At 45.9% G+C, this 20247-nt stretch carries 18 protein-coding genes; 9 read left to right on the forward strand and 9 right to left on the reverse strand.

Annotated features, from left to right (window positions below):
• Positions 1 to 169 precede the first annotated feature (169 nt).
• The 3 genes from AC5JR3_RS02590 (at position 170) to AC5JR3_RS02600 (ending at position 2106) form a co-directional block, all read left to right on the forward strand.
• Positions 170 to 943: a pentapeptide repeat-containing protein gene (locus AC5JR3_RS02590; protein WP_495842749.1), complete on the forward strand. Its 774-nt coding sequence runs from the start codon at positions 170 to 172 to the stop codon at positions 941 to 943.
• A gap of 379 nt (positions 944 to 1322) precedes the next feature.
• Positions 1323 to 1469 (forward strand): QAALIT motif small membrane protein, encoded by a 147-nt coding sequence (locus AC5JR3_RS02595; protein WP_495842751.1) that lies wholly within the window; start codon positions 1323 to 1325, stop codon positions 1467 to 1469.
• A gap of 10 nt (positions 1470 to 1479) precedes the next feature.
• Positions 1480 to 2106 carry a TenA family protein gene (locus AC5JR3_RS02600; protein WP_495842754.1) on the forward strand — a complete coding sequence of 209 codons (627 nt, stop codon included), beginning with the start codon at positions 1480 to 1482 and terminating at the stop codon, positions 2104 to 2106.
• A 25-nt stretch (positions 2107 to 2131) separates the two neighbouring features.
• Here AC5JR3_RS02600 and AC5JR3_RS02605 read toward each other — a convergent pair whose 3' ends face one another.
• The 3 genes from AC5JR3_RS02605 to AC5JR3_RS02615 form a co-directional block, all read right to left on the reverse strand.
• The gene (locus tag AC5JR3_RS02605) at positions 2132 to 3043 is read right to left on the reverse strand and encodes an Npun_R2821/Npun_R2822 family protein (RefSeq protein ID WP_495842755.1); all 912 of its coding nucleotides are present in this window, start codon (positions 3041 to 3043) and stop codon (positions 2132 to 2134) included.
• Between the two features lie 10 nt (positions 3044 to 3053).
• Positions 3054 to 4052, reverse strand: coding sequence for an Npun_R2821/Npun_R2822 family protein (locus AC5JR3_RS02610; protein WP_495842757.1), 999 nt, complete (start codon positions 4050 to 4052; stop codon positions 3054 to 3056).
• 164 nt (positions 4053 to 4216) lie between these two features.
• The gene (locus AC5JR3_RS02615) at positions 4217 to 5188 is read right to left on the reverse strand and encodes a glycosyltransferase family 10 domain-containing protein (RefSeq protein ID WP_495842758.1); all 972 of its coding nucleotides are present in this window, start codon (positions 5186 to 5188) and stop codon (positions 4217 to 4219) included.
• On the opposite strand from AC5JR3_RS02615, the gene AC5JR3_RS02620 reads away from it, so the two are divergent.
• Together AC5JR3_RS02620 and AC5JR3_RS02625 are read left to right on the forward strand one after the other, a co-directional pair.
• Positions 5180 to 5350 (forward strand): hypothetical protein, encoded by a 171-nt coding sequence (locus AC5JR3_RS02620; RefSeq protein ID WP_495842760.1) that lies wholly within the window; start codon positions 5180 to 5182, stop codon positions 5348 to 5350. The genes AC5JR3_RS02615 and AC5JR3_RS02620 overlap by 9 nt on opposite strands.
• 652 nt (positions 5351 to 6002) lie before the next feature.
• On the forward strand, positions 6003 to 6182 hold the full coding sequence (locus tag AC5JR3_RS02625; protein WP_495842762.1) for a replication restart DNA helicase PriA: 180 nt from the start codon (positions 6003 to 6005) through the stop codon (positions 6180 to 6182).
• Between the two features lie 150 nt (positions 6183 to 6332).
• On the opposite strand, the gene AC5JR3_RS02630 is transcribed toward AC5JR3_RS02625, so the two are convergent.
• On the reverse strand, positions 6333 to 6788 hold the full coding sequence (locus AC5JR3_RS02630; RefSeq protein ID WP_495842764.1) for a hypothetical protein: 456 nt from the start codon (positions 6786 to 6788) through the stop codon (positions 6333 to 6335).
• A 47-nt stretch (positions 6789 to 6835) separates the two neighbouring features.
• On the opposite strand from AC5JR3_RS02630, the gene AC5JR3_RS02635 reads away from it, so the two are divergent.
• Positions 6836 to 6982 (forward strand): hypothetical protein, encoded by a 147-nt coding sequence (locus AC5JR3_RS02635; RefSeq protein WP_495842766.1) that lies wholly within the window; start codon positions 6836 to 6838, stop codon positions 6980 to 6982.
• Between the two features lie 249 nt (positions 6983 to 7231).
• Here AC5JR3_RS02635 and AC5JR3_RS02640 read toward each other — a convergent pair whose 3' ends face one another.
• Positions 7232 to 7900, reverse strand: a complete 669-nt coding sequence (locus tag AC5JR3_RS02640; RefSeq protein ID WP_495842768.1) for a Fe2+-dependent dioxygenase — start codon at positions 7898 to 7900, stop codon at positions 7232 to 7234.
• Positions 7901 to 8157: 257 nt separating this feature from the next.
• On the opposite strand from AC5JR3_RS02640, the gene AC5JR3_RS02645 reads away from it, so the two are divergent.
• Positions 8158 to 8355, forward strand: a complete 198-nt coding sequence (locus tag AC5JR3_RS02645; protein ID WP_495842770.1) for a hypothetical protein — start codon at positions 8158 to 8160, stop codon at positions 8353 to 8355.
• Between the two features lie 159 nt (positions 8356 to 8514).
• Here AC5JR3_RS02645 and AC5JR3_RS02650 read toward each other — a convergent pair whose 3' ends face one another.
• The 3 genes from AC5JR3_RS02650 to xrtO all read right to left on the reverse strand — a co-directional run bounded on the left by AC5JR3_RS02650 (position 8515) and on the right by xrtO (position 13883).
• Positions 8515 to 9279 carry a glucosamine-6-phosphate deaminase gene (locus tag AC5JR3_RS02650; protein WP_495842772.1) on the reverse strand — a complete coding sequence of 255 codons (765 nt, stop codon included), beginning with the start codon at positions 9277 to 9279 and terminating at the stop codon, positions 8515 to 8517.
• Between the two features lie 219 nt (positions 9280 to 9498).
• Positions 9499 to 12318 carry a TIGR02921 family PEP-CTERM protein gene (locus AC5JR3_RS02655; protein WP_495842774.1) on the reverse strand — a complete coding sequence of 940 codons (2820 nt, stop codon included), beginning with the start codon at positions 12316 to 12318 and terminating at the stop codon, positions 9499 to 9501.
• 2 nt (positions 12319 to 12320) lie between these two features.
• A complete protein-coding gene (xrtO, locus tag AC5JR3_RS02660) occupies positions 12321 to 13883 on the reverse strand; it encodes an exosortase O (protein ID WP_495842775.1) in 1563 nt (520 codons plus the stop codon).
• Positions 13884 to 14597: 714 nt separating this feature from the next.
• Here xrtO and AC5JR3_RS02665 point away from each other — a divergent pair.
• Complete coding sequence (locus AC5JR3_RS02665) at positions 14598 to 17618, forward strand: EAL domain-containing protein (RefSeq protein WP_495842776.1); 3021 nt, start codon at positions 14598 to 14600, stop codon at positions 17616 to 17618.
• Between the two features lie 79 nt (positions 17619 to 17697).
• Entirely contained in the window at positions 17698 to 18405 is a 708-nt protein-coding gene (locus AC5JR3_RS02670) for an ROK family protein (protein ID WP_495842778.1), read from the forward strand.
• A gap of 635 nt (positions 18406 to 19040) precedes the next feature.
• Here the strand turns inward: AC5JR3_RS02670 and AC5JR3_RS02675 are convergent.
• Positions 19041 to 19814: an HAD family hydrolase gene (locus tag AC5JR3_RS02675; RefSeq protein WP_495842780.1), complete on the reverse strand. Its 774-nt coding sequence runs from the start codon at positions 19812 to 19814 to the stop codon at positions 19041 to 19043.
• Between the last annotated feature and the right edge of the window lie 433 nt (positions 19815 to 20247).

Here is a 20247-nt window from a genome sequence, read left to right on the forward strand (position 1 = left end):
CTTTATTGTGGGGATAAGCATTGGCAGATAGATTTTGACAGGATAATCTGGGCATCAACCCGTTTACCTGGCACTAGCTATTCTGAAAAAAGCAAAATGTCGGTATTTGGGTTAAATGCTCAATAAACTGATGCGATCGCCCCTTCGCTCTTGTGATGGTACAAAACCTATGAAACTCCCATTAATTGCCACGGCTACTCTGCTTACAGCTACTAGTCTTGTAGTTCCCGCCAGAGCAGAGAATCTTCAACATACCCAACAACTACTTTCTACTAAGCAATGTGTTAATTGTGATTTGAGTAATGCAGGCTTAGTGGTCACTGACTTGTCGGGAGCGCAGCTTACTGGTAGTAACTTGAGTCGTGCCAATCTCAGTCGTGCAAACCTCAGTGGTGCTGACCTCAGTGGCGCAAATCTCGCTGGTGCGTCCCTCAATGGAGCAAATCTGACAGGGGCAAATCTGACGGGGGCAAATCTGATGGGGGCTGATTTGAGAGAGGCTTACCTATTTAATGCCAACTTAGCTGGGGTTGACTTGACCATGACTTATGTGCAGGGAGCGCTGGGCATTCCTAGCAATGCGGGGACTCCTGAGCAGTTCTACAGTTGGGGAGTAGGTGAGGCTGAGAGAGGAAATTATCAATCAGCGATCGCCTACTACAATCAATCACTGAACCTTGATCCTAACTTCGCCCCAGCCTACTTGGCGCGGGGAATTGCCCGCTACCGCCTCGGCGATTCTAGGGGAGCAACCCAAGATGCCCAAATCGCGGAGCAATTCTTCACTAATCAAAACAACGCTGTTGGCATCCAATCCGCACAAAACTTCCTCAAAGGTATGGAACTCGCCCGCAACGCTGCCCAGCGAGGACAAGGTGGCGGTTCCAACTTCGGCAACTTCCTGGGGTCAATTGGCTCAGTTCTGCTGCGATTACTGTTTTAATTGACATACCTCCTCTTCCTGAAGGAGAGAGGATTCCTTAACGCTTCATTGGGTTGTGCTATCGAAATAGTCTGACCATCCCTCGACGTTCGTTTAAAGTCTCCCAATGCCCTATGGCGACTTATCTCTATCCTAGCAAATGGTAAATCCGTCCTAGAAGTTGTTCCTGAGCCTGTCGAAGGACGGGGCTTGTATCCCTTTATCTCTGGTCAAACAGCGCATTCGAGCTAGCATAATTGTCTGTGACTTTTATCACTTTATAACAATGAACTTTGTCACTCACCTTTAGGGATTTTGATCATCCGTGATTAGGTAGAAATCGCAGAAAGTAAAGACACGGGAATCAACCCGTAGTTTAGCTGCGAATGGGGAGTGTACGATGCCCACAAGAATACTACTCGCTGCCAAGATCACCTTCTCACTGTGCTTGTTCTTGGAATTCAGCTGGTCCTATGCGACCCCTATCTCATCAGGTGTGCAGCTTCCCGCTATCATAAGTAACACTGTAAGTCAGTTGCCTCGTTAGAACGCACTGCATGACTCTTAGCAAAGACTTGTGGAACTTAAATCAAGATTTGGCACAAGCCTGTCTTGACAATCCTTTTGTACAGGGTGTAGCTCGCGGCACCCTTGACCGACAGCGATTTACTTACTATGTCGGTCAAGATGCCTTTTTTTTAGAAGCATTTGCTCGTGCTTATAGCCTAGCGGCGGTCAAATCGCCAGACTGGGAAGGATTTAATGCATTCCATACCCTCACCACTGGCGTATTAGAAGAACTTCGCTTACATGAAGGCTACGCCGCTGATTGGGGAGTGGACTTGCGCGTCGTAGAACCCGCACCCGCCACGCGTCGCTACACTGATTTTTTACTAGCTACCGCCTGGGGAAGTGATGTGGGTTTGGTTGCGGCGGCGATGACACCTTGTCTGCGTCTTTATGCTTTTTTAGGACAACAACTGGCGACAGAAACATTGCCAGACCATGATTATGTTGACTGGATTGGCACCTATAGCAGTCCAGAATTTGAGCAACTAGCGCAAACTTTGGAAAGTCTCAGCGATCGCTACGCTAAGATGACTGAGGCTGTCAAATCAACTTACCGTTATGCGATGCTGTGTGAGCGAGATTTTTTCCAAGCCGCCTGGGAGATGACAGCGTGAAACTTTACATGCAGTCGCTTTTGAATTAGGAAAAACTCTTGATTTTATCTTTGAGCTGTTGCCATAAAGTTTTTGACTTTTTGGTTGAGGCGACTTGCGGCGGTTTAGGAGAGTTGAGATAGCGGTAATGTTCCCAAATTTCCCAATAGGGACATCCCGGTTCAATCCGAATACCTGCCCAGTGCAAGTATTGCAGCGGTTGATTGAGGTTTGGGTCGCTCAACCTATTGCCTTGGACTTGGAAATGCTTACTGCCTGCCCAATTTCCCGGCGCTCCACCTAGTCGGCGTACAATATTAAACCGACGGGGTATTTTCTTCAAAATCATGTAGTTAACAATCGGCTGGTCTGAGGTTTTTTGAGAGAAATCAAAATACTCAGGATGGGCAGCACATTCTCTAAAGGTTTCGTACAAAGTTTCTTCAGAAATTAGCTGTTTCTTGGAACCCCAAAAACCGCCGTTGAAAATATCTTTTAAATCCTCTTCATTAAAAACTTTGTCTTCTAAAGCCTTAGGAGTAAAGACGTTGGTAATTCCTTGAGAATGCTGATAATCACAGCAAATAAAATCAGCATTTTCTAAATAATTGAGAGTATCGGCAATTTTTTCAAATACAACGATATCCGTATCGATGTAAATAAATTCATCAAATGGCCCGAACCAGCAAGCTTGTTTGCGAAATTGATTGGGACGAGCAAAGAATTTCTCCCCAAATATCTGTTGTAGTTGCTTGGATAAACGGTCAATAAATTCTAAGTCGTCGTAGACGGTGACACCATAGGATTCATTTAGAACCTTAGCAATCTCTTGATAGTTATCGTCATAAGGAATCATGACAACTGGGGTATCAGCGTCATACAGACGAATGCTTTCGAGCAATGCGATCGCCTGTTCCGTCACCTTATCATTCGCAATAATATAAATGCCGCGACTCATATATAAATACTCAACGAGTTAATCCTAACTTTCGCAATACTTTGGTCGTTAAACTAGCAGGCTGATTGTAAGCCTTGGGTTTAGTTGTAAATTCCGGACGCTTTTCCGGTTCGTGGAGATAGCGGTAATGCAAGAATACTTCCCGATAGGGAAAGTCAATATTTTCTCCCTGACAAAGTTGCTCAAACAGCTTAGACGATAAACCAATGTAGTGCAGATAGGTTAATTGCGTTCCTTGGTCATAAAGGAGATGATTTTGTTCTTGAAAGTGGGGAGAAGTTACACAACACCCTGTTCTTTCACTTTCTGGCAAATGCTGAGAAAAATTATAACTAGAAAGCCTAGAACGCATCACTAAGTAGTTGAGAATCGTTTGATCAGGGGCTCGCATATATAAAACGTCTGCTTCATTAGCTCTGAGTTGAGTTAGTAGCCACTGGCAACGATCTTCATCAAAAATCCCCTTTTTGGAGGCATAAAGTCCGGCACAAAATATTTCCTTATCGATTCTTTCTTGCTCAAATATTTTGAATAGCTGCTGAGATTGAGAGTTATAGACATGACTTAAGTCTTTATATTGAAAGTCATAGACAACCCAGTCATGATTATTGAGCTGTTCAAAAAATGGCTCTAGTGAATTCATCACTAGAATATCAGCATCCAAGTAAATGAATCGATCAAAAGGCCCATCAAAGGCACAAAACCGTCGATGCATACCCAGGCGATAGACGCCATTGACCCCTTGCTGTTGCCAGCTTTTCAGGGCTGAGGGATGAGTTTGCCAGATTTGGGTAGCAAAGTTTTCCCAACGAGCGATCGCGTCTGTATCCTCAAAAAGAGTAACATTACTTCTCGTTTGAATTTCCTGGCGAACTTTCTCCAGGCGGTCATCGTAAGGAATAACACAAACTGGAAAATCTTTCCCGGCGTTGACTTGCAAGCTGTTGAGCAAAGCCACTAGCTGTTCGTAAACAACGTCATTTGCGAGGATATAAATACCATCTACCATCAGGTTCTCCAGTGACTCCTACTAGTTCGGGATTTTTTGCTAATGCACCTGTTACTAGTCCTAAGCTCAAGCTTTGAAGGCTACCGTTCACTTAACTCTCTCGTTCAATTAGGTACCTCAAACGAAGTTGTACTGAACATAACTCAACAAAGACGCCCAGAAACTTAGGAAAAATCTTTCACAAATTCTGAAAGCCATTCCAGTAGATTTAGTTTATGCAGAATGACTTGCCTAGCTTCTGCGATCGCGTCTTTTGCCTCGTACCACGCATCTGGGGTAGCGGTCACTTCCTGAATATACGCCAGCCCTTTTTCATCTAAACTCGGTAACCTCAAGAAGCTGCCGGGGGGTAACAGCTTATCTGCCGCCGAACCGCCGTGGTAAATTGGCAAGCACCAAGCCAGGAGAGAATCCCAGAGCTTTTCGCTCACATACCAATCATTATCAGCATAATTTTCAATTGCCAAGTTGTAGTAGTAGGGAGCCATCCCATACCATTTGTTCTTCAATTCGCCACATGGGTGAGTATTTTCAGGTAAGCCACGACCGTACAAATCGAACTCCAATCCCTGGGATTGCAGCAACTGCAAAAATCCCAAACGCTGACGATGGTTAGCAGTACGGCTAATCCCCGACGTCACCCAACTACAGCGTTTTACCTTTGGAGGTGGCTCCATCTCATTTAGCTCTCGAAATGAGTTGGCATGGTACCAAATTGCTGGCATATAGTTTGGAGTTGGGGCATAGTCATCTGGGCCAGAAATATACCCGCAAAATGGCTGCGCTTTTTTATAAAACTTAATATTAGTTTCAACAACCTCATCCAGGGGTGGCTCTCGCAAAAGAAATATTACGCGTTCTTTGGCAACGCCTCCAAGTTTAGTTTGTAGGGCTTGTATTTCCTCTTCGTAGCGGCTTTGTTCCCGTTTTTGATTAAAAAATAAGCCAGCCTTTTTTGGAGAGGGGCTGGGAAAATCATGAAAATTGTATAAAAGCATAAAGTCCGGCTTGGAGGCTTTTGCCTGCATTTGAATATTGCCCCAAGCACCAAAGGGATGAGGAGTTTGTTGCCATAGCCAATCGCTTTGATTGAGTCCCTGATAGCTACTAATCATCCCGACAATTTTTTGACTCATACATTAAGCGGCGAAGTTACTATGATTTTTGGCGGTGGGCATCTCACAAAGCGCGATCGCATCAAAGCGATCATCACTACCATAAGAATATTTTTGGTTAACGTCAAAAGGCTGCCTAATCCCCCGCGCGATCCTAGCACAGTGCTAGCTCAACGCCACTAAGCTGGAACTTCCTGATGGAGCGATCGCAGTAGCCGTTTGCAGGAGTAGAAAGTATACATATACATAACATCTACAGCAGAATCAGGGGAGTTACGCCTCTGCCTGTACCGCCCTTATCGGTGAGTAAACCCGTCATCAATCAACATCCCCGCCGGAATTGCTATTACTGTAGCTCTAACCTGGCAGCTTTTTTTTGATTAATTTTTCCCTCATTGATCTAACTAGCGACAGAAGCTAAAACTTAAGTAAACCTTAAAAATAGTTACTATGGGGATCGTATCTAAGCGAAGGCAAATACTATTTTTAACCCTAACATTAGACTTTTTACAAAAACTTTATTAATTTATAGTCACGACCTGGTATCTAGGGGAGATGAGGTAGATCAACGCAAAACGGTAAGGGATTTGTGCGGATCAACCCTATCTGTAGCCGTTTTTATTTCAGAACAATAGTAAATTATTGCTAAATTCAAGTTGCCAACAAGTAAACTTGCTATGATAATGAACAATGAGATGATTAAGAGCGCAGTCAATTTAAGACAGCTAGAAATGAATTACTTAATTGACTTTTTGAGGGAATTAGTAGTAATCAGCTGTGCAAACTCTAATTTTCATCTACTTTTTAATAAATTAGTAAAACCAGGGATCTTAAAATGATCGTAAAGCAAGTAATCTGTTGTCCAAATTGTGGAAGTAAAGCGGAAAGACACTATTCCCTTGCTACTAACTTGACCCAAACTCAGTGTCCTCAGTGCGATTATTTAATGATTAATTGTTCTCGTACAGGCAAGGTTATAGAGGCTTACGCGCCAGGAATCTACGCCCACCGTTAAAGAAGATGGAAGTAAAAAAGTAAAGGCAAAAAAGATGAGTTTATCTTCTTTGCCTTTTTGAAAGCGGCTAAGCGCAATTAATAGTTGTGAGTTTCATCATTTCTTAAACTGTCAGCAGCGCTCAACATTCAGTTCTAAATATTCGCTGGCTTAGTGATTAGTGTTTTGCAACTCTTTACATTTGGCTAATGCTGCGTTGTAAGCGCCTTGGTAATCTTCTCCACCCAACATCAAGTCGCCGTAATATTCATAGGGAGCTGCACCGTAGACGGGAAGTGGTGGGTCGTCGGGATAGTCTTCTTTAGCTTCTTCGATAGCAGCTTTGAGTTTTTTAACACTGAGGCGTTGTGCCGGAAAGTAATAAAGTTCCGGGATGTTTTCTTCTTGGCGGAGGGAAGTTGGGTCAACAAGGCTCTCCTCAAGCTCAATCCAGCTATGCTCAATGGGTACATAGGGTCTGATGTTACGGACAAGAAAGCCTTGTACATAGGTAGCCCCTTGCATCAGCAAGGCGGCTTTGTAGGCGTTGTCAAAGCTGTTGTTTCGCTTGCTATTAATTTGTTTGGCTATTTCCAGAGAGAGAGTGGTATCTAAGGGTTTACTCATCAAAGCTCCTTTAGGGTTTGACACAGTTAGGACTTGGCGCATAGAGGGTGAGCCACTTCCGCACCCGCAAGGATTACTCATCGTTGCTGCCAGTTGGGGAAAGGGAAACAACCTACACCCAGTCCTACGGTCTTAACCATAAACGATCGCGGATCTCGCTAGAGACGATATCAGTGGCGATCGCTGATTCTTAGATCAGGTAAATTAACTGTCACATCTACTAATGAGAAAAAGCGCCTGGGAGTCTTGCCGTGTTTCGACCCCAAGCGCTTTTTCCTTTTCACTCCTCACACAAGAGAAGAATATCGCGTTCTGGCGAAAAAGGGAACATGGGTGCGTGTCACTTGTCGAAGTGTCACTCATCAACAAGAGAGCCATTCAGTGTTGTCACTTAGCAATCCAGAGAAGGCAAAAAGCCTGAAGTGTAGTAGATACAGACGATTTCACACATCAGCCCATTTGCGAAGTAAATTGGAGTAACTCTTGGAGAGCAGATCAAACTCAGTCGTTTTGCCTTGGTTGTGAAAGATGGAACGACGCACCGTATCCAAATCAAACAAGATTTCGCGATCGCTGGGGTCACGTACCAGACTCTGAACCCAAGCGATCGCTACTAGCCTCACGCCTTCAGTGACAGGTTCTACGCGATGCAGGGAGGAAGACGGATAAATAATTGCTGACCCTGCTTCTAGCTTAAAAGACCGTTCCTCCTCAACGTTCTCAATCACCAGTTCTCCTCCCCCGTAGCTAGAGGGCGCAGTGAGAAAGAGCGTCAAAGAAATATCAGAGCGCAGAAACTCCTTGCCCATCAACGCATTGTCCACATGGCTACCGTAGGACATTCCGGTGTCGTAGCGGCTAAAGAGAATCGAGTGGATTGCTTTCGGTAGAGCGGCAATCTGCAATAAAGGATGGCGTAACAGCGCCTTTGTGACTAAACCCTTTAAATCTTTGGTGTCGGGGGCTTGAGCATTGAGCTGGGTATTGTGTTTGACCAAGCGTGCATGCCAGCCAGCCGTCGTCTTGCCATCCACAAACTCGGCAGTATCAAGGCAGTTCGTAATAAATGTGAGTTCCTCAGACGTGAGGATATTTTCAATAGAGAGAATCATCCAAAAAACCTCTAGCAGTCATACCTCAGTGCAGAGCAGCCAAGACCAAATAAGGCGTCTTTGCACTAAATCAAAACTTCTAGTTTAAGCCTGTTGGCGTCCGGCTAAAAGATATCTATTCCGTAGGGTTAGTGCAGTTTACCGTTGCTACCAATGACTATGGCTTTTGGATCTATAAACAAACAGTCTTTTACTTGTAGAGTATATAGAACCCTAAAAAGTCTGTAAATTTTTAGGATATTTGGAGGAACATCACAATGAAAACGAAAACAGCAGGATTATTACTTTTACTGGGCTTAATTGTGCCACTAGCAGCATGTGAGGGTGCTGAGACGGAGGAGGAAACGATACCGGAAACAACCATAACACCGGAAACAACCATAACACCTGATGCCACTACTACACCGGGAGCGGTTGAAGGTGGTGAAGGTGGTGAAGGTGGCGAAGGAAGCTAAACCTGATTAACTTTAGTTAGGCAGTTAGGCTGATTCATTATTTAAAGGAAATCACCTTAAATCCTTGCAGAGTAAGTTCCTCACACGAGGAATTTGCTCGCAAGATAAATGAAACGGGCAAACATCCATAAACGAGCGGAAACTGACGAGGATTTTCGATTAAATAAGGCTAGCAGAATCGCGATCAAGAAATAATGTTGCCTGAGCTTGGGTGCGGAGGAAGGACGCCGGGTAATCGTTGCCGATTGGCTCCGATAGCATTGACTTGACAGCGATCGCCTTACGTTTTTCTGGGGCAAGACAGAAGATTTTTTTCGCTTTGCCCAGCATCGGTAGGGTAAGGGTAAAGGCGTATTGCGGGACGGCTTCGAGCTGCGGAAATTGCCCCCGATCGACTTGCTGCTGCTGCGTAACTGGGTCAAGCCTGACTAATTTTATTGAATAGGGGTCGTTAAAATCTGCAACAGACGGCTCATTAAAGGCTAAATGACCGTTTTCTCCCAAACCTAGGCAACATAAATCAATCGGTTGTGCTTGTAGAAGTAGGGAGTAGCGATCGCACTCGGCTAACGGTTGTAGAGTATCCCCTTCAATGTAGTGAAACCTCTGGGGTTTTACCTGTTGCTCAACTCGCTCTCGCAGATAGCGGCGAAAACTAGCGCTGTGGTTGGCATCAATTCCCAAATATTCATCGAGATGGAATAGCGTCACCTTTGACCAATCCACACCTCCCAAGGCGACTAAAGCTTCAAGGAATTGAATTTGTGAATTTCCTGTTGCCAGGATTACCGCTGCTGTGCCCTGCTGGTTAAGGGTGTCTTGCAGGTAACGTTGGGCAAGGTGCGCCACATCTTGAGACAGTTCAGCTTTAGTTTCGTAGAGGCGTACTGATAAGGCATCGACCGAAAAGACTTTTGTAGGCATCAGCGGTTGATCAGACTTAGGCACCATCAATCGTAGTTCAACCGCAGACGATTCACCCAACAGGGCTTAAAAAGGTACGGCGTACATAACATCTCTTGCCAGGATGCAACAGGTTGCCTGATCCCCCTCGCATCCCCTTTAAAAAAGGGGACTTTGAGTAGGTTCTCCCCTTCTTAAGGCGATGCGTAAGTCCTATAAAAGTGGCAGAAAACCCTGAGATTAACTAATAGTCCGCCGCTGATACCTGCTGATGGCGATCAGGGCGATCGCGACTACGAGCAGCAGCATCCATTCTGCGGGTTCTGGGGTACCGGAGACATTCAGTGGATTAGATGGCTGAGTCAGTTGCTCGTTGCCAGATTCGACTTCCCGATCGAAGCGATCGCTTTTTTGTTCGGCACGTTTTAGGGCTTCCCGCTGCTCGTCGTTGACCAAGACAATCATTGAGGAGTAAGGCGTGACGATGTCGTAGGTTTTAGCGATCGCGTGGATCGCATCTAGTTGCGTCACCTGCTTTGTATCTTTCTCCTGACTCAGTCCCAGTACCAATTGCCGCGCCGCCAACGGCTCAAAGCCTTTAGAAGAGTTTTGATTAGTAGGAGTGGGTTCGGTTAATTTCTCGGAAGCCTGGTTGTGAAGCGACCAAGCATAACCCTCCACTACATTCACAACAGATTTGCCCAATGCTTCCTTTGTTGCCAGTCGTTGCAGCACTTCCGGGATATCTGTAGAGACGCCGCCGCCGCTATTTTGAATGGCTTGTAATGTGGCATCATCGTAAGCCGGAGGCAACTGTCCACCCAGATGCACTACCCACAGGGGAGCTTTGATCGCAGGGACGGCTTTGCTGTCGTCGGACAACTCATAACTACCCTGATCCGTGACTAACAAAATTCCATCGTAGGCAGTATCCCCTTGTAACTGAGCAAATTGCTGGAGGATTTGTTTGAGCTGGATGGTGCCGTAGAACGTTTGCTTTGGCACCTCAAACTGACGGAGATTATCAATCCGCTGAGGAGTCGCTCCTGCTGTAGCGGTGATGTACAAGTCAGCATCATTGTTGGCGAAATTGTTGTCAGCAAAGCCCTTCGCCTTCAACCAATCAAAGGTTTGGTTCAACTCCCGAACGCGATCGCCCATACTGCGGGAACTATCTAGCACCACTGCAAACCGCTTACCTTGGGGCAAAGAATAATCGGACTTCTTCAGCGGCTTTGCCTCAATGCGATCGCTCAAAATCCCCTTCGGGTTATCGCTATCTGAGAACGTTACCTGATGCACGGTTGGAGCATTCTTCCCTGTGGCACTTACATAAGCGGGTAGCCAATCCTCAAGCTTCCCAGGTTTGTTGGCTCCGATATAAAGTCGCTCAGTATCGCGATTCCAGAAGATGTTGCGTTTTTCCGCTAATTCCGGCATTTTCCAGCCGGATTCTTGCCGCATCACTTTGTAACTCAGCCACAAATGCATTTCCATCGGTCGCGACACTGGTTCTGTCTCCCAATCACGTTTTGGGGGAATCGGAAAGGCACGCAAGCGATAATGCCGGGGGCCAACTTGTTCCAACAGCGCCGGGTCTACCCGTTGCTGGACTTGTTCGTTGTAGACTTGCTGGGCAGCACCGCGCGGCGAAACGGTAAAGGGGAAGCGCTGTTGTCGGTCGCCTGTATCCCCAAGCCATAAACCAGTAATAACTGCACTTTCGGGCAACGAGAAGGAGTAGAAGATTTCCTGTTGATCGAAGGTTTGGTTTTCGTAGACCTCATAGAGTTCGATGTCTGCCCAATCGCCTTGGGGTTTGAGGGTGACAGTTTGCGATCGCAACCACACCTTTTTCTCGTTCAGATTCAACAGCCCCGCCTTTGCCTCGTCCCGATTGGCGGTAGATTGAATCGCATGTTGCACCGCTTTTTGTTCTGTCTTTTGCAGGGGCGCATCAAAAAACGCTGCATAGAGCTTCTCTGCTGTTTGAATATCCCCACGAGAGCCGATATATAAAAACGGCGACATGAATGAATTGTAGATATCTTGCACCACCTGAGCTTGAGATTGGGGTAGCCCAAAAACCTCTTGATACATAAGGCGGATGTGGTCGTTTTCCTCCCTGGTGCTGAGGTAGCGATAAGCGAGCAAATTGGCATTCACCAGCCCTTTACGAATTACCTCAGACTGCGCTAAAAGCGACTGTCGAGTACTGTCTGTAGTTGCAGGTTTTTCTAACAATGCAAAGGCGCGAACCTGTGGTTGTTGCTGTAAGGCAACAAAAAGACTCAACCAAACCACCACCACTCCCAAAGAACCCAACGCCGTTAACTTACGACCATACTGGGAGGAAAATGCCTGCAAAATTTGTCGCCCTGAGTGAATGTAAAGACCTGCCAGTGCCGAAGGCATGACAATAAATAACGTGCAGCTAAACCCAAACAACACCAGTAGGATTGGCCCCCACCACAGTACCGACAAAGCCGTCCAAGACAATGACTGTATAAAGGCGGCTAACCACTCAAATTTCAAAAACTCGACAATGACAACGGTAGCCAGGGGTAGGGCATAAAACAGTAGCACGGCTCCTACATAAATCCCTGTCAGTAGCATTAAGCTATGACTGAGCAGTTGCAGCCATGCTAGGGGACGACGCTGGGAGGCGTAGCCGTAGAGTAATTGGACAGCAAAGGCGGCAATACATAAGGCAATTGTGCCGATAATTTGAGTACTCGCCGGGGTGAGTTCTCGTAGCAGAAATAAACGGATCAGGCAGAGGAGAAATAAGGGAGCTTCCACGCCATAAAATAGCCGCATTAACTGCAAGGGTTGTTTGCGGAAACGCCACCATCCCAAACCCGTACAGATTGTGGGGACGGCGACTAAAGCTAGGAGGGTAATCAGGTATTCACCTGGAATTTGCCCGGTTACGGCGGCGGGAATTAAATAAGCGCCCACAAAGGGCAAAATCCCTGCATAAACAATCGTGAGAAAGGTCAGGTTCCAAATCCAAAAGATGGATTGAAACGTCACATCAAATACCCGCTTGAGTTTCATTGCTACACTTCCTTGGAGATGGTGGATTGAATAGTGGCAGGTTGCTCATGCACTACGTTTAAACTACGGTCGATGGCATCGTGAATCGCAGTGGCAAAGGCTTGAATTTCCGGGCTATCGGGGCGGCGATGGTTGTCGAAGAGAATGGACACTAAAACCCAATTTTTTTGGTGGCGAGCAATCTCACTCCATAGGCGAGATAAAAAATCATCAGTGGTTTGTTGAGGGGATTGAAACCAGTAGGCGGCAGAAAATCTCTGATTCGATAAAGATAGCCAACGCGCTAGGACAACAGGCGTTAGCTGTTGGCGATTGATGCGGTTCACTTCCAAGCCGCTCCCCATCAAGCACAGTTCTGGGGAGTGGTAATTGCGCCAGGAGGTATTAGCAACAACCAACATTGAACCTGTCAAATCCCCAAGGGCAAAGCGTCGTTTTTCTGGGATTAAGCTCGGATAACTAGCGAAGAAGTTTTGTTCGGCAGTGGTTAGGGGGATGGGTTTTGAGACAATTTCTTGGGGCCATTGCAAGGCAGTAACTACCAGAGGTTGTTCCGATGGTGTTGGGTAGAGTTGGGGAACTAGCCCGATGGTGATCATGCCGACGAGTAGCAGTGCGAGTTGATACCGATTGGCAATTGCTCCCTTGCCCTGAGACGGGAATGCCTTTGTCTCTACACTCTCTCCTGTTTTCCTAGAAGCCCATAAGGGAACACGCTGCAACAGTAGCCAGGTAACGGCACAGGCAAATCCTAATCCGAGGATTCCTAGGGGAACGTGGAGAACTTCCGCGATCGCACTTTGTCCCCAAACATGAATCAGCAATACTAACAGTAATACCCGCACAGTATTGGCGGAAATCAACAACAATAGGTTGGACAAGCACACCAACAACCATCGCCATCCCAACACCCGCCCTTCTAACCCTGTGACGGCAAGTAAAAAGAGCGTCCCTATCCACAAACTTTTTAGCCCACTACAGGGTGCATCGACATGGGCAACTCCGTTTTCTAATACGATGATGTCGTAGGAAGAAATCGCGGCAATTTTCCAACTCGCGAGGATTTGCTCTACCGCATGAGCCGTCAGTATCCGTGCTGGCAAACCCAGTCCCGTCCCAATTTGGGTACTGAAGGGAATGACACAAGCAAGCAGGGTAGCAATGGGCAATCCTTTTCGCCAAGGCTCAGGTGTTAAAAATACACCGCAAAGCCCATAGGTTCCTAGTAAAAATAGCAGCACCGTTAGTTGGTGGATATCAACCAGCCACTGGATAGCGATCGCACTCACGGCGGAACCCAACATCAGCAGCAAGGGATAGGGTGCAAAGATAGGAGCCAAAGAAAAAATCTGTCGCCATTTACCGCGACGGTAAAGACGCACTCCCTGAACCATCAGAGCGATTCCCCCTAACCCCATCAGCATCAAATTGAGGCGCGATGCTGACTGCAAAGATTGAAAGAGCCATTGGAGGGAGGAAATGTTGACACCCGCCCAAACCGCAAGGAGTAGAAATGAGCTAAGGATGCTGTTTTTTAAGGTAGCTGAATGAGTGGCAGCACGCATAGTTTCTCCTAAAACTCCTCTACCTACAATACGGACTAGCTACAATAGCCGCCGAAACTATTCCGGATACGCAACAGTAAAAAGCATTATTTCCGCAGTTGATGCCACGTTCTACAGTAATTTTTAATTAAAATCAAGGATAAAGTACTTTGTGTAAAAAAGAATTTATCCTTCTCTGGACTTTTAAGCGCTTTTTCTTTTCTGGTGTCAAAATCAGTAAGCTCAGCGTCTAGCAGCTTATTGGAACAGTGGCTACAAATAAATATTTGTGTGTTGAATTACCACATTTTATATAGCTTATAAAAAAGTATATCGCCCTTGAATCCTAACTTTTAGATTTATAAAAAACATTATCTCTATTTTTACTATTTATCTATATTGTTTATATAAAATTGAAGATTAACAAAATCACTGTTTCCATAGGTGCCTTCTTTCTAAGGATTAATACGTAGATTTTTAATTAAAAAAGTATTGAATCTTAGCAACTGGGGAACCTCAACACCCCAAGGGCAATCATCTAGAAGTATAACTATAAAAGTTTTATATTTAATTAGAGAAGTTTTTGAATTATTTTTTAAAGTTTTAACAAAAAATTGTATTTCGCATAGATTCGATGATATTTATAAATAAGAGATTACTAGGTAAATATTTTTTATTAAAAATAATCAAGATAAAGTCTCAGTGCCAAATATGGGGAAGCTCACTCAAGTAAGGATGAGGGCATTTATTATCGGATTGCTCTTAAGCGTTTCGGGGTTAGTGGAAGCTAGAGAGCTGTTTCGCCACTCCACAGGCAACGTTTTTACTCTCACTGCTAGCTTGGCTTCAAGTCCGTTTAACTGGATTTTAGATAGCGATGCTTTTAATCAATGCCTTAGTGGTCAAAGTCCAGTTAACTTCCTCCTCTTTGCAGAATTGGGTTGCCTGATTAGTTGGGCTTTGTTAGTTGCTGGGCTTTATTCCTACTGCATCCCACTGGTGACTAACCTCAGGGAAGTACGGCAAGACCTGCAACGCTCGAATGAAGAGCTAGAAACTTTAGTAGAGGCAAGAACAGCTCAATTAGAACAAGCCAATCAGCAACTACAACAAGAAGTTGTCCAGCGTACCTACTCGGAGGTGGCACTACGGAAGAGAACCGCAGAGTTGAAGGAGCGGTTGCATCAGCACTTAGCGGTGGCGCAACTTGGGCAACAGGGGATTGCCAGTACGGATTTATCCATCTTGATGCAGGAAGTTGTTATCCTGGTAGCCCAGACGCTCTCGGTGGAGTACTGTGAGGTTTTGGAACTGTTGCCCGGTGAAAGTGCGTTCTTGCTGCGGGCGGGAGTAGGTTGGCAGGATGGGTTAGTGGGTTTGGCAAAAGTGGGAACGCAGGCTAGTTACCAAGCGGGATACACCTTGATGAAGGACGAACCCGTGATTGTGGAAGACCTGCGCGTTGAGACGCGCTTTAGTGGTTCGCCTCTTTTGCACAACCACAAGGTGATCAGTGGTGCAACTTTAGTGATTCCAGGGAAGAAACAGCCCTATGGGATTTTAGGGGTACACTCTACGCAAGAGCGTCAGTTTACCAAAGATGATGTTCACTTTTTGCAGGCGATCGCCAACGTCTTGGCAGCGGCAATTGAGCGTTACCAATCAGAAGCCGAACTGTACTTACTCAAACGAGCAATTAATTCCAGCAGTAACGGAATTGTGATTGCGGATGCAGTTGAGACAGATAATCCGGTGATCTACGTTAATCCTAGTTTTGAGCGTTTAACGGGCTACAAGTCTGAGGAAATCGTTGGACGAAATTGTCGATTTTTACAAGGGACAGATACTCACCAACCTGCCCTGGAAGGGTTGCGAAACGCGATCGCCACAGGTAGAGAATGTCGCGCGGTTCTCCGCAACTATCGCAAAGATGGCACGCTGTTTTGGAATGAACTTTATACGGCTCCGGTCTACAATACCGAAGGCTACTTGACTCACTTTATTGGCGTTCAAACGGATGTCACCGAGCGCAAGGACTTTATAGAAGCCCTGGAAAAAAGCGAGGAGCAGTTCCGCCTCACCTTTGAACTGGCACCGATTGGCATGGTCATCGCCACTTTGGGCGGTAAGTTTTTGCGGGTCAATCAGGCATTGTGCGACGCGGTAGGCTACACCACCGAAGAACTCCTCAACCTCACCCTTGCAGATATCACCCACCCTGATGACTTAGCCACTAACTTGATTTTGGATCGACAGTTACTTGAGGGTACGATTTCCGAATTTCAACTGGAAAAGCGCTATCTTGCCAAGGATGGTCGGATTGTCAATGCCCTCTTGAAAGTTGCTCTGGTTCGGGACTCTCAACATTTACCGCTTCATTTCATCGCTCAAATTGTTGATGTCACTCAGCACAAGCAAATGGAGGAACGCCTGCGACACGACGCGTTTCACGATCCATTGACCGGACTGTCCAACCGCGCCTTATTTATCGATCGCCTCAAACAGGCTCTTAATCGGGCAAAGCGCTACAACGATTATTTATTTGCTGTCCTATTTTTAGACCTCGATCGCTTTAAGGTTGTCAACGATAGTGTTGGGCATATGGTGGGAGACCAATTGCTAATCGCGATCGCTCGTAAGCTAGAACTCTGCCTGCGCCCGATAGATACCGTTGCTCGCCTAGGGGGAGACGAGTTCACTATCCTTTTAGACAATATCCAAGATCATCAAGATGCGATCAGTGTGGCTGAACGCATTCACCACGAACTCGTGCAACCCTTTAACCTAGATGGGCATGAAATCTTTACCAGTGCCAGCATTGGCATTGCCCTGTACTTAGCACCCTACGACCAACCAGAAGACTTGTTGCGCGATGCTGATATCGCCCTGTACCGCGCCAAGGAAATGGGTAAAGCTCGTCATGAGATTTTTGACAAGGAAATGCACGCCCATGTCTTAGGGCGATTGCAACTCGAAACTGACCTGCGACGGGCATTGCGAAATCAGGAGTTTCACGTTTACTACCAACCGATCACCTCCTTAATCACGGGTAAGCTGACAGGCTTTGAAGCGTTGATTCGCTGGCAACATCCTGAGCGGGGTTTAGTTTCTCCGGTTGAATTTATCCCCATTGCCGAAGAAACTGGGTTAATCGTCCCCATCGGTCAGTGGATACTCCAAGAAGCCTGTGCCACTATGCAGGTTTGGCAAAAGCAGTTTCCCCACCTCGCCCCCTTAACCATCAGTGTGAACCTTTCGGGTAAACAATTGAGGGAGCAAGATTTAATTGAGCAAATCGACCAAGTGCTGGCAGAAACTCATTTGGACGGACACAGCCTGAAGCTAGAAATTACTGAAAGCATATTGATGGATAATGCTGAAACGGTAACTGAGATGCTTCTACAACTAAGAAAGAGGAATATTCAGCTATCCATTGATGATTTTGGCACGGGTTATTCGTCGCTCTCCTATTTGCATCGTTTTCCCGTTAATACCTTGAAGATTGACCGCTCGTTCGTCAGTCGGATGAATCAAGATGATGAAAACTCCAAGATTGTCCGAGCAATTGTCTCTCTTGCCCATACCTTGAAGATGGATGTCATTGCCGAAGGCGTAGAAACGCGATCGCAACTTCACCAACTTCAGTCCCTAGAGTGCGAACAAGGACAAGGCTACCTTTTCTCTAAACCCTTGGATGTCCTTGCTGCTGAGATTCTGCTCGCCCAAGCTCCAACATGGGAAGGGTGCTTTCGCTAACTGCTAACATGACTCAGGATTCAGTACTTAGAACTACTAAGTACAAGTTCAGGATTTATTTTAGGAGTACAACTACTCAATGACTCAAGCAAGTACATCTGCAAAAACTCTCACTATCGATATTGGTGGTAGTGGCGTAAAAGTCATGGTTTTAGATGCAATGGGGCAGCCGTTGACTGAACGCAGCCGTGTCGATACGCCCAACCCACCGACACAAGAAGCGGTTATTGACGCGATCGCGCAGTTAGTATCAGGGCAAGGAGACTTTGATCGCGTCTCTGTAGGATTTCCTGGTGTGGTGCGAGACGGTGTCATAGAAACGGCAGCAAACCTACACCCCAGTTGGCTGCAGTTCGATTTAGCAACGGCACTCACCAGTCAGTGGAATAAGCCAGTGCGGGTTGTCAACGATGCGGATATGCAAGGACTAGGAGCAGTTGCTGGAAAGGGCTTAGAACTGGTGATTACCCTCGGTACGGGTTTCGGTTCTGCCTTATTTTTGCACGGTAAGCTTGTGCCTAATTTGGAGGCTGGACATCATATGTTTCGCAAAGGGGAAACTTATGAGCAGCAATTAGGGCGCGCCGCACTGGAGCAAGTCGGCGATAAAAAATGGAACACTCGCTTGCAAAAGGCGATCGCCTCTTTAGAGCATTTGTTTAACTACGACTACCTCTATATCGGTGGTGGTGAAGCTAAAAAAATCAACTTTGACCTACCTCCCAATGCCAAAATCGTGCCCAATATCACAGGGTTACTCGGTGGCATTGCTTTATGGCGAGAGTAGAAAGTCTAAGGAGTGGCGCAGGAATTGGTGAAAACTAGCGATCGCTTTGAGTCGCTGGTCTTAATGTCTATGCTATGGGGTGAATATGACAATGCCTAACAACTTGTCAAAGCTTGCTGTTTATTCGCTCCCTATAGCCTCTAGATCAGAATTTATATTAGCAAAACTTATAAAGTTTACAAGTAATTTAAATCATATTTATTGATTTTCTTTTCGTGTTTACCCTCATAATGAGGAATAGACGCTTAAAAAAGCTACTTTAAATTCTTACTAAAAAACCAATTTCCCTTGGAGAAAAATACTAAATATGAGCTTAATGACCTGCCTACTCATCACCTTATTCAACATTGTAGGATGTATTGCACTTCCTAAAGTCCTCTCTACAATTTTGAATCCTAAAATTAAGACGACGAGTAGCGTGCGAGAAAACGCCCTAGCTAAACCTCAGAAGGCAATAGGGGTAAAACCTGTAGTTCTTTCAGAATCTCCCAATTTGTCTTAAGGAACGTCGATTCAATAACTTAAAAAATTCAAAATATGTAGGGGCATGATAATGCCATGCCCTGAAGTAGAGAGTTGGAAGTTACTAAATCTCTACTCCTTAAAAGTTTGTCTATCGATGCAATTTTAGTCGGCTAATCAGCACAATTTTGTTCATGTAAGTAACGGGCTAGAGCTACATCTACATAGCTATGATTCCCGGCTTCACCCGCCAGAACAGTGAAAGGCTGCTGGGGTTCGCCCAAATGGTCTAAAACTAACACCGCCTCAGAAAAATCTTGGTGCTGCGTGTCGCCGTTGACAGTAACCACGGCTTTTAGTCCGGCTTGTGAGGAAGCTTTCAGTCCGTTAGCCGAGTCTTCAAAAACCAGACAATCTTGTGGGTCTAAGTCCATCGCTTGTAGCACGTAATTATAGACATCTGGCGCTGGCTTTTTTTCAGGAACCATGTCACCAGCGGCTACAACCTCAAACCACGCTACCGCTTCAGGAGGCAACGTGCTTTCTAGCAAAGCCTTGGAATTGGGGCGAGAACTGGTAGTAGCGATCGCTAAACGTAGTCCTTGCTGTTGAGCCTCTGTTAACAATCGCTGCACCCCAAGCCGCAAGGGGATACTTCCTTCAGCTAATAGTTCTTGGTAATACTTGCTCTTAGACAGGTGCAAGTCGGCAATGAATTCATCTAAATCAGTAGAGGGAGTAAAGTCGGGTTGGTAGTCAGTTATGTAATACCGCATGCGCTCTTTGCCACCAGAAACAGACAGCAACTCACCGTAGAGTTCGCCTGACCAATCCCAGTCCAATCCAGCTTTGGCAAAGGCGCGATTAAAGGCAACCCGATGCCCATCTCGTTCCGTATCTGCCATCGTTCCATCCATGTCAAAAATCAAGGCTTGTAGTTTGCTCATCAGTCGTTATTAAATGCGCTTCTTTCCAGTTAAATACTAGCGGGTGAAGCAAAGAGGAATGCAAGTTGACAACGCGGGTTCATTCAGCCTCCCTACTCCAGAAAAAGTCAAACCACCAGGAACGCAACGAACGCCTCTAGCGGTTTGAGCTGGGTATTATTTGATTGTTATGACTCTGAACGTCCGCTACCTCTGACTGCTCTGATGAGGAGTTTAGTCCTCCGTTGGTAGCGACGAAGTGGAGGAAGCGATAAAAACTCCACAACCGTCTTCAGCCATCTTTCTTATAGACACTGTCCGTACATCTGACATCGCTCTCCTTCGATGTACGACTAGGAACCACTGCTGTATAACTTTCCGCCAGTGCCATTTGTTTCTTAACACTTATTAATTTAATGTAAACTGCCTTAGTTTTTTGTCCCTCAAGAGGCGG

The sequence above is a fragment of the Kastovskya adunca genome, from assembly GCF_059505785.1.

Excerpts from the sequence above, each read along its gene's own strand:
- AC5JR3_RS02590 (WP_495842749.1), top strand. The coding sequence starts at position 170 with ATGAAACTCCCATTAATTGCCACGGCTACTCTGCTTACAGCTACTAGT.
- AC5JR3_RS02595 (WP_495842751.1), top strand. The coding sequence starts at position 1,323 with ATGCCCACAAGAATACTACTCGCTGCCAAGATCACCTTCTCACTGTGC.
- AC5JR3_RS02600 (WP_495842754.1), top strand. The coding sequence starts at position 1,480 with ATGACTCTTAGCAAAGACTTGTGGAACTTAAATCAAGATTTGGCACAA.
- AC5JR3_RS02605 (WP_495842755.1), bottom strand. The coding sequence starts at position 3,043 with ATGAGTCGCGGCATTTATATTATTGCGAATGATAAGGTGACGGAACAG.
- AC5JR3_RS02610 (WP_495842757.1), bottom strand. The coding sequence starts at position 4,052 with ATGGTAGATGGTATTTATATCCTCGCAAATGACGTTGTTTACGAACAG.
- AC5JR3_RS02615 (WP_495842758.1), bottom strand. The coding sequence starts at position 5,188 with ATGAGTCAAAAAATTGTCGGGATGATTAGTAGCTATCAGGGACTCAAT.
- AC5JR3_RS02625 (WP_495842762.1), top strand. The coding sequence starts at position 6,003 with ATGATCGTAAAGCAAGTAATCTGTTGTCCAAATTGTGGAAGTAAAGCG.
- AC5JR3_RS02630 (WP_495842764.1), bottom strand. The coding sequence starts at position 6,788 with ATGAGTAAACCCTTAGATACCACTCTCTCTCTGGAAATAGCCAAACAA.
- AC5JR3_RS02640 (WP_495842768.1), bottom strand. The coding sequence starts at position 7,900 with ATGATTCTCTCTATTGAAAATATCCTCACGTCTGAGGAACTCACATTT.
- AC5JR3_RS02645 (WP_495842770.1), top strand. The coding sequence starts at position 8,158 with ATGAAAACGAAAACAGCAGGATTATTACTTTTACTGGGCTTAATTGTG.
- AC5JR3_RS02650 (WP_495842772.1), bottom strand. The coding sequence starts at position 9,279 with ATGCCTACAAAAGTCTTTTCGGTCGATGCCTTATCAGTACGCCTCTAC.
- AC5JR3_RS02655 (WP_495842774.1), bottom strand. The coding sequence starts at position 12,318 with ATGAAACTCAAGCGGGTATTTGATGTGACGTTTCAATCCATCTTTTGG.
- xrtO (WP_495842775.1), bottom strand. The coding sequence starts at position 13,883 with ATGCGTGCTGCCACTCATTCAGCTACCTTAAAAAACAGCATCCTTAGC.
- AC5JR3_RS02665 (WP_495842776.1), top strand. The coding sequence starts at position 14,598 with ATGAGGGCATTTATTATCGGATTGCTCTTAAGCGTTTCGGGGTTAGTG.
- AC5JR3_RS02670 (WP_495842778.1), top strand. The coding sequence starts at position 17,698 with ATGACTCAAGCAAGTACATCTGCAAAAACTCTCACTATCGATATTGGT.
- AC5JR3_RS02675 (WP_495842780.1), bottom strand. The coding sequence starts at position 19,814 with ATGAGCAAACTACAAGCCTTGATTTTTGACATGGATGGAACGATGGCA.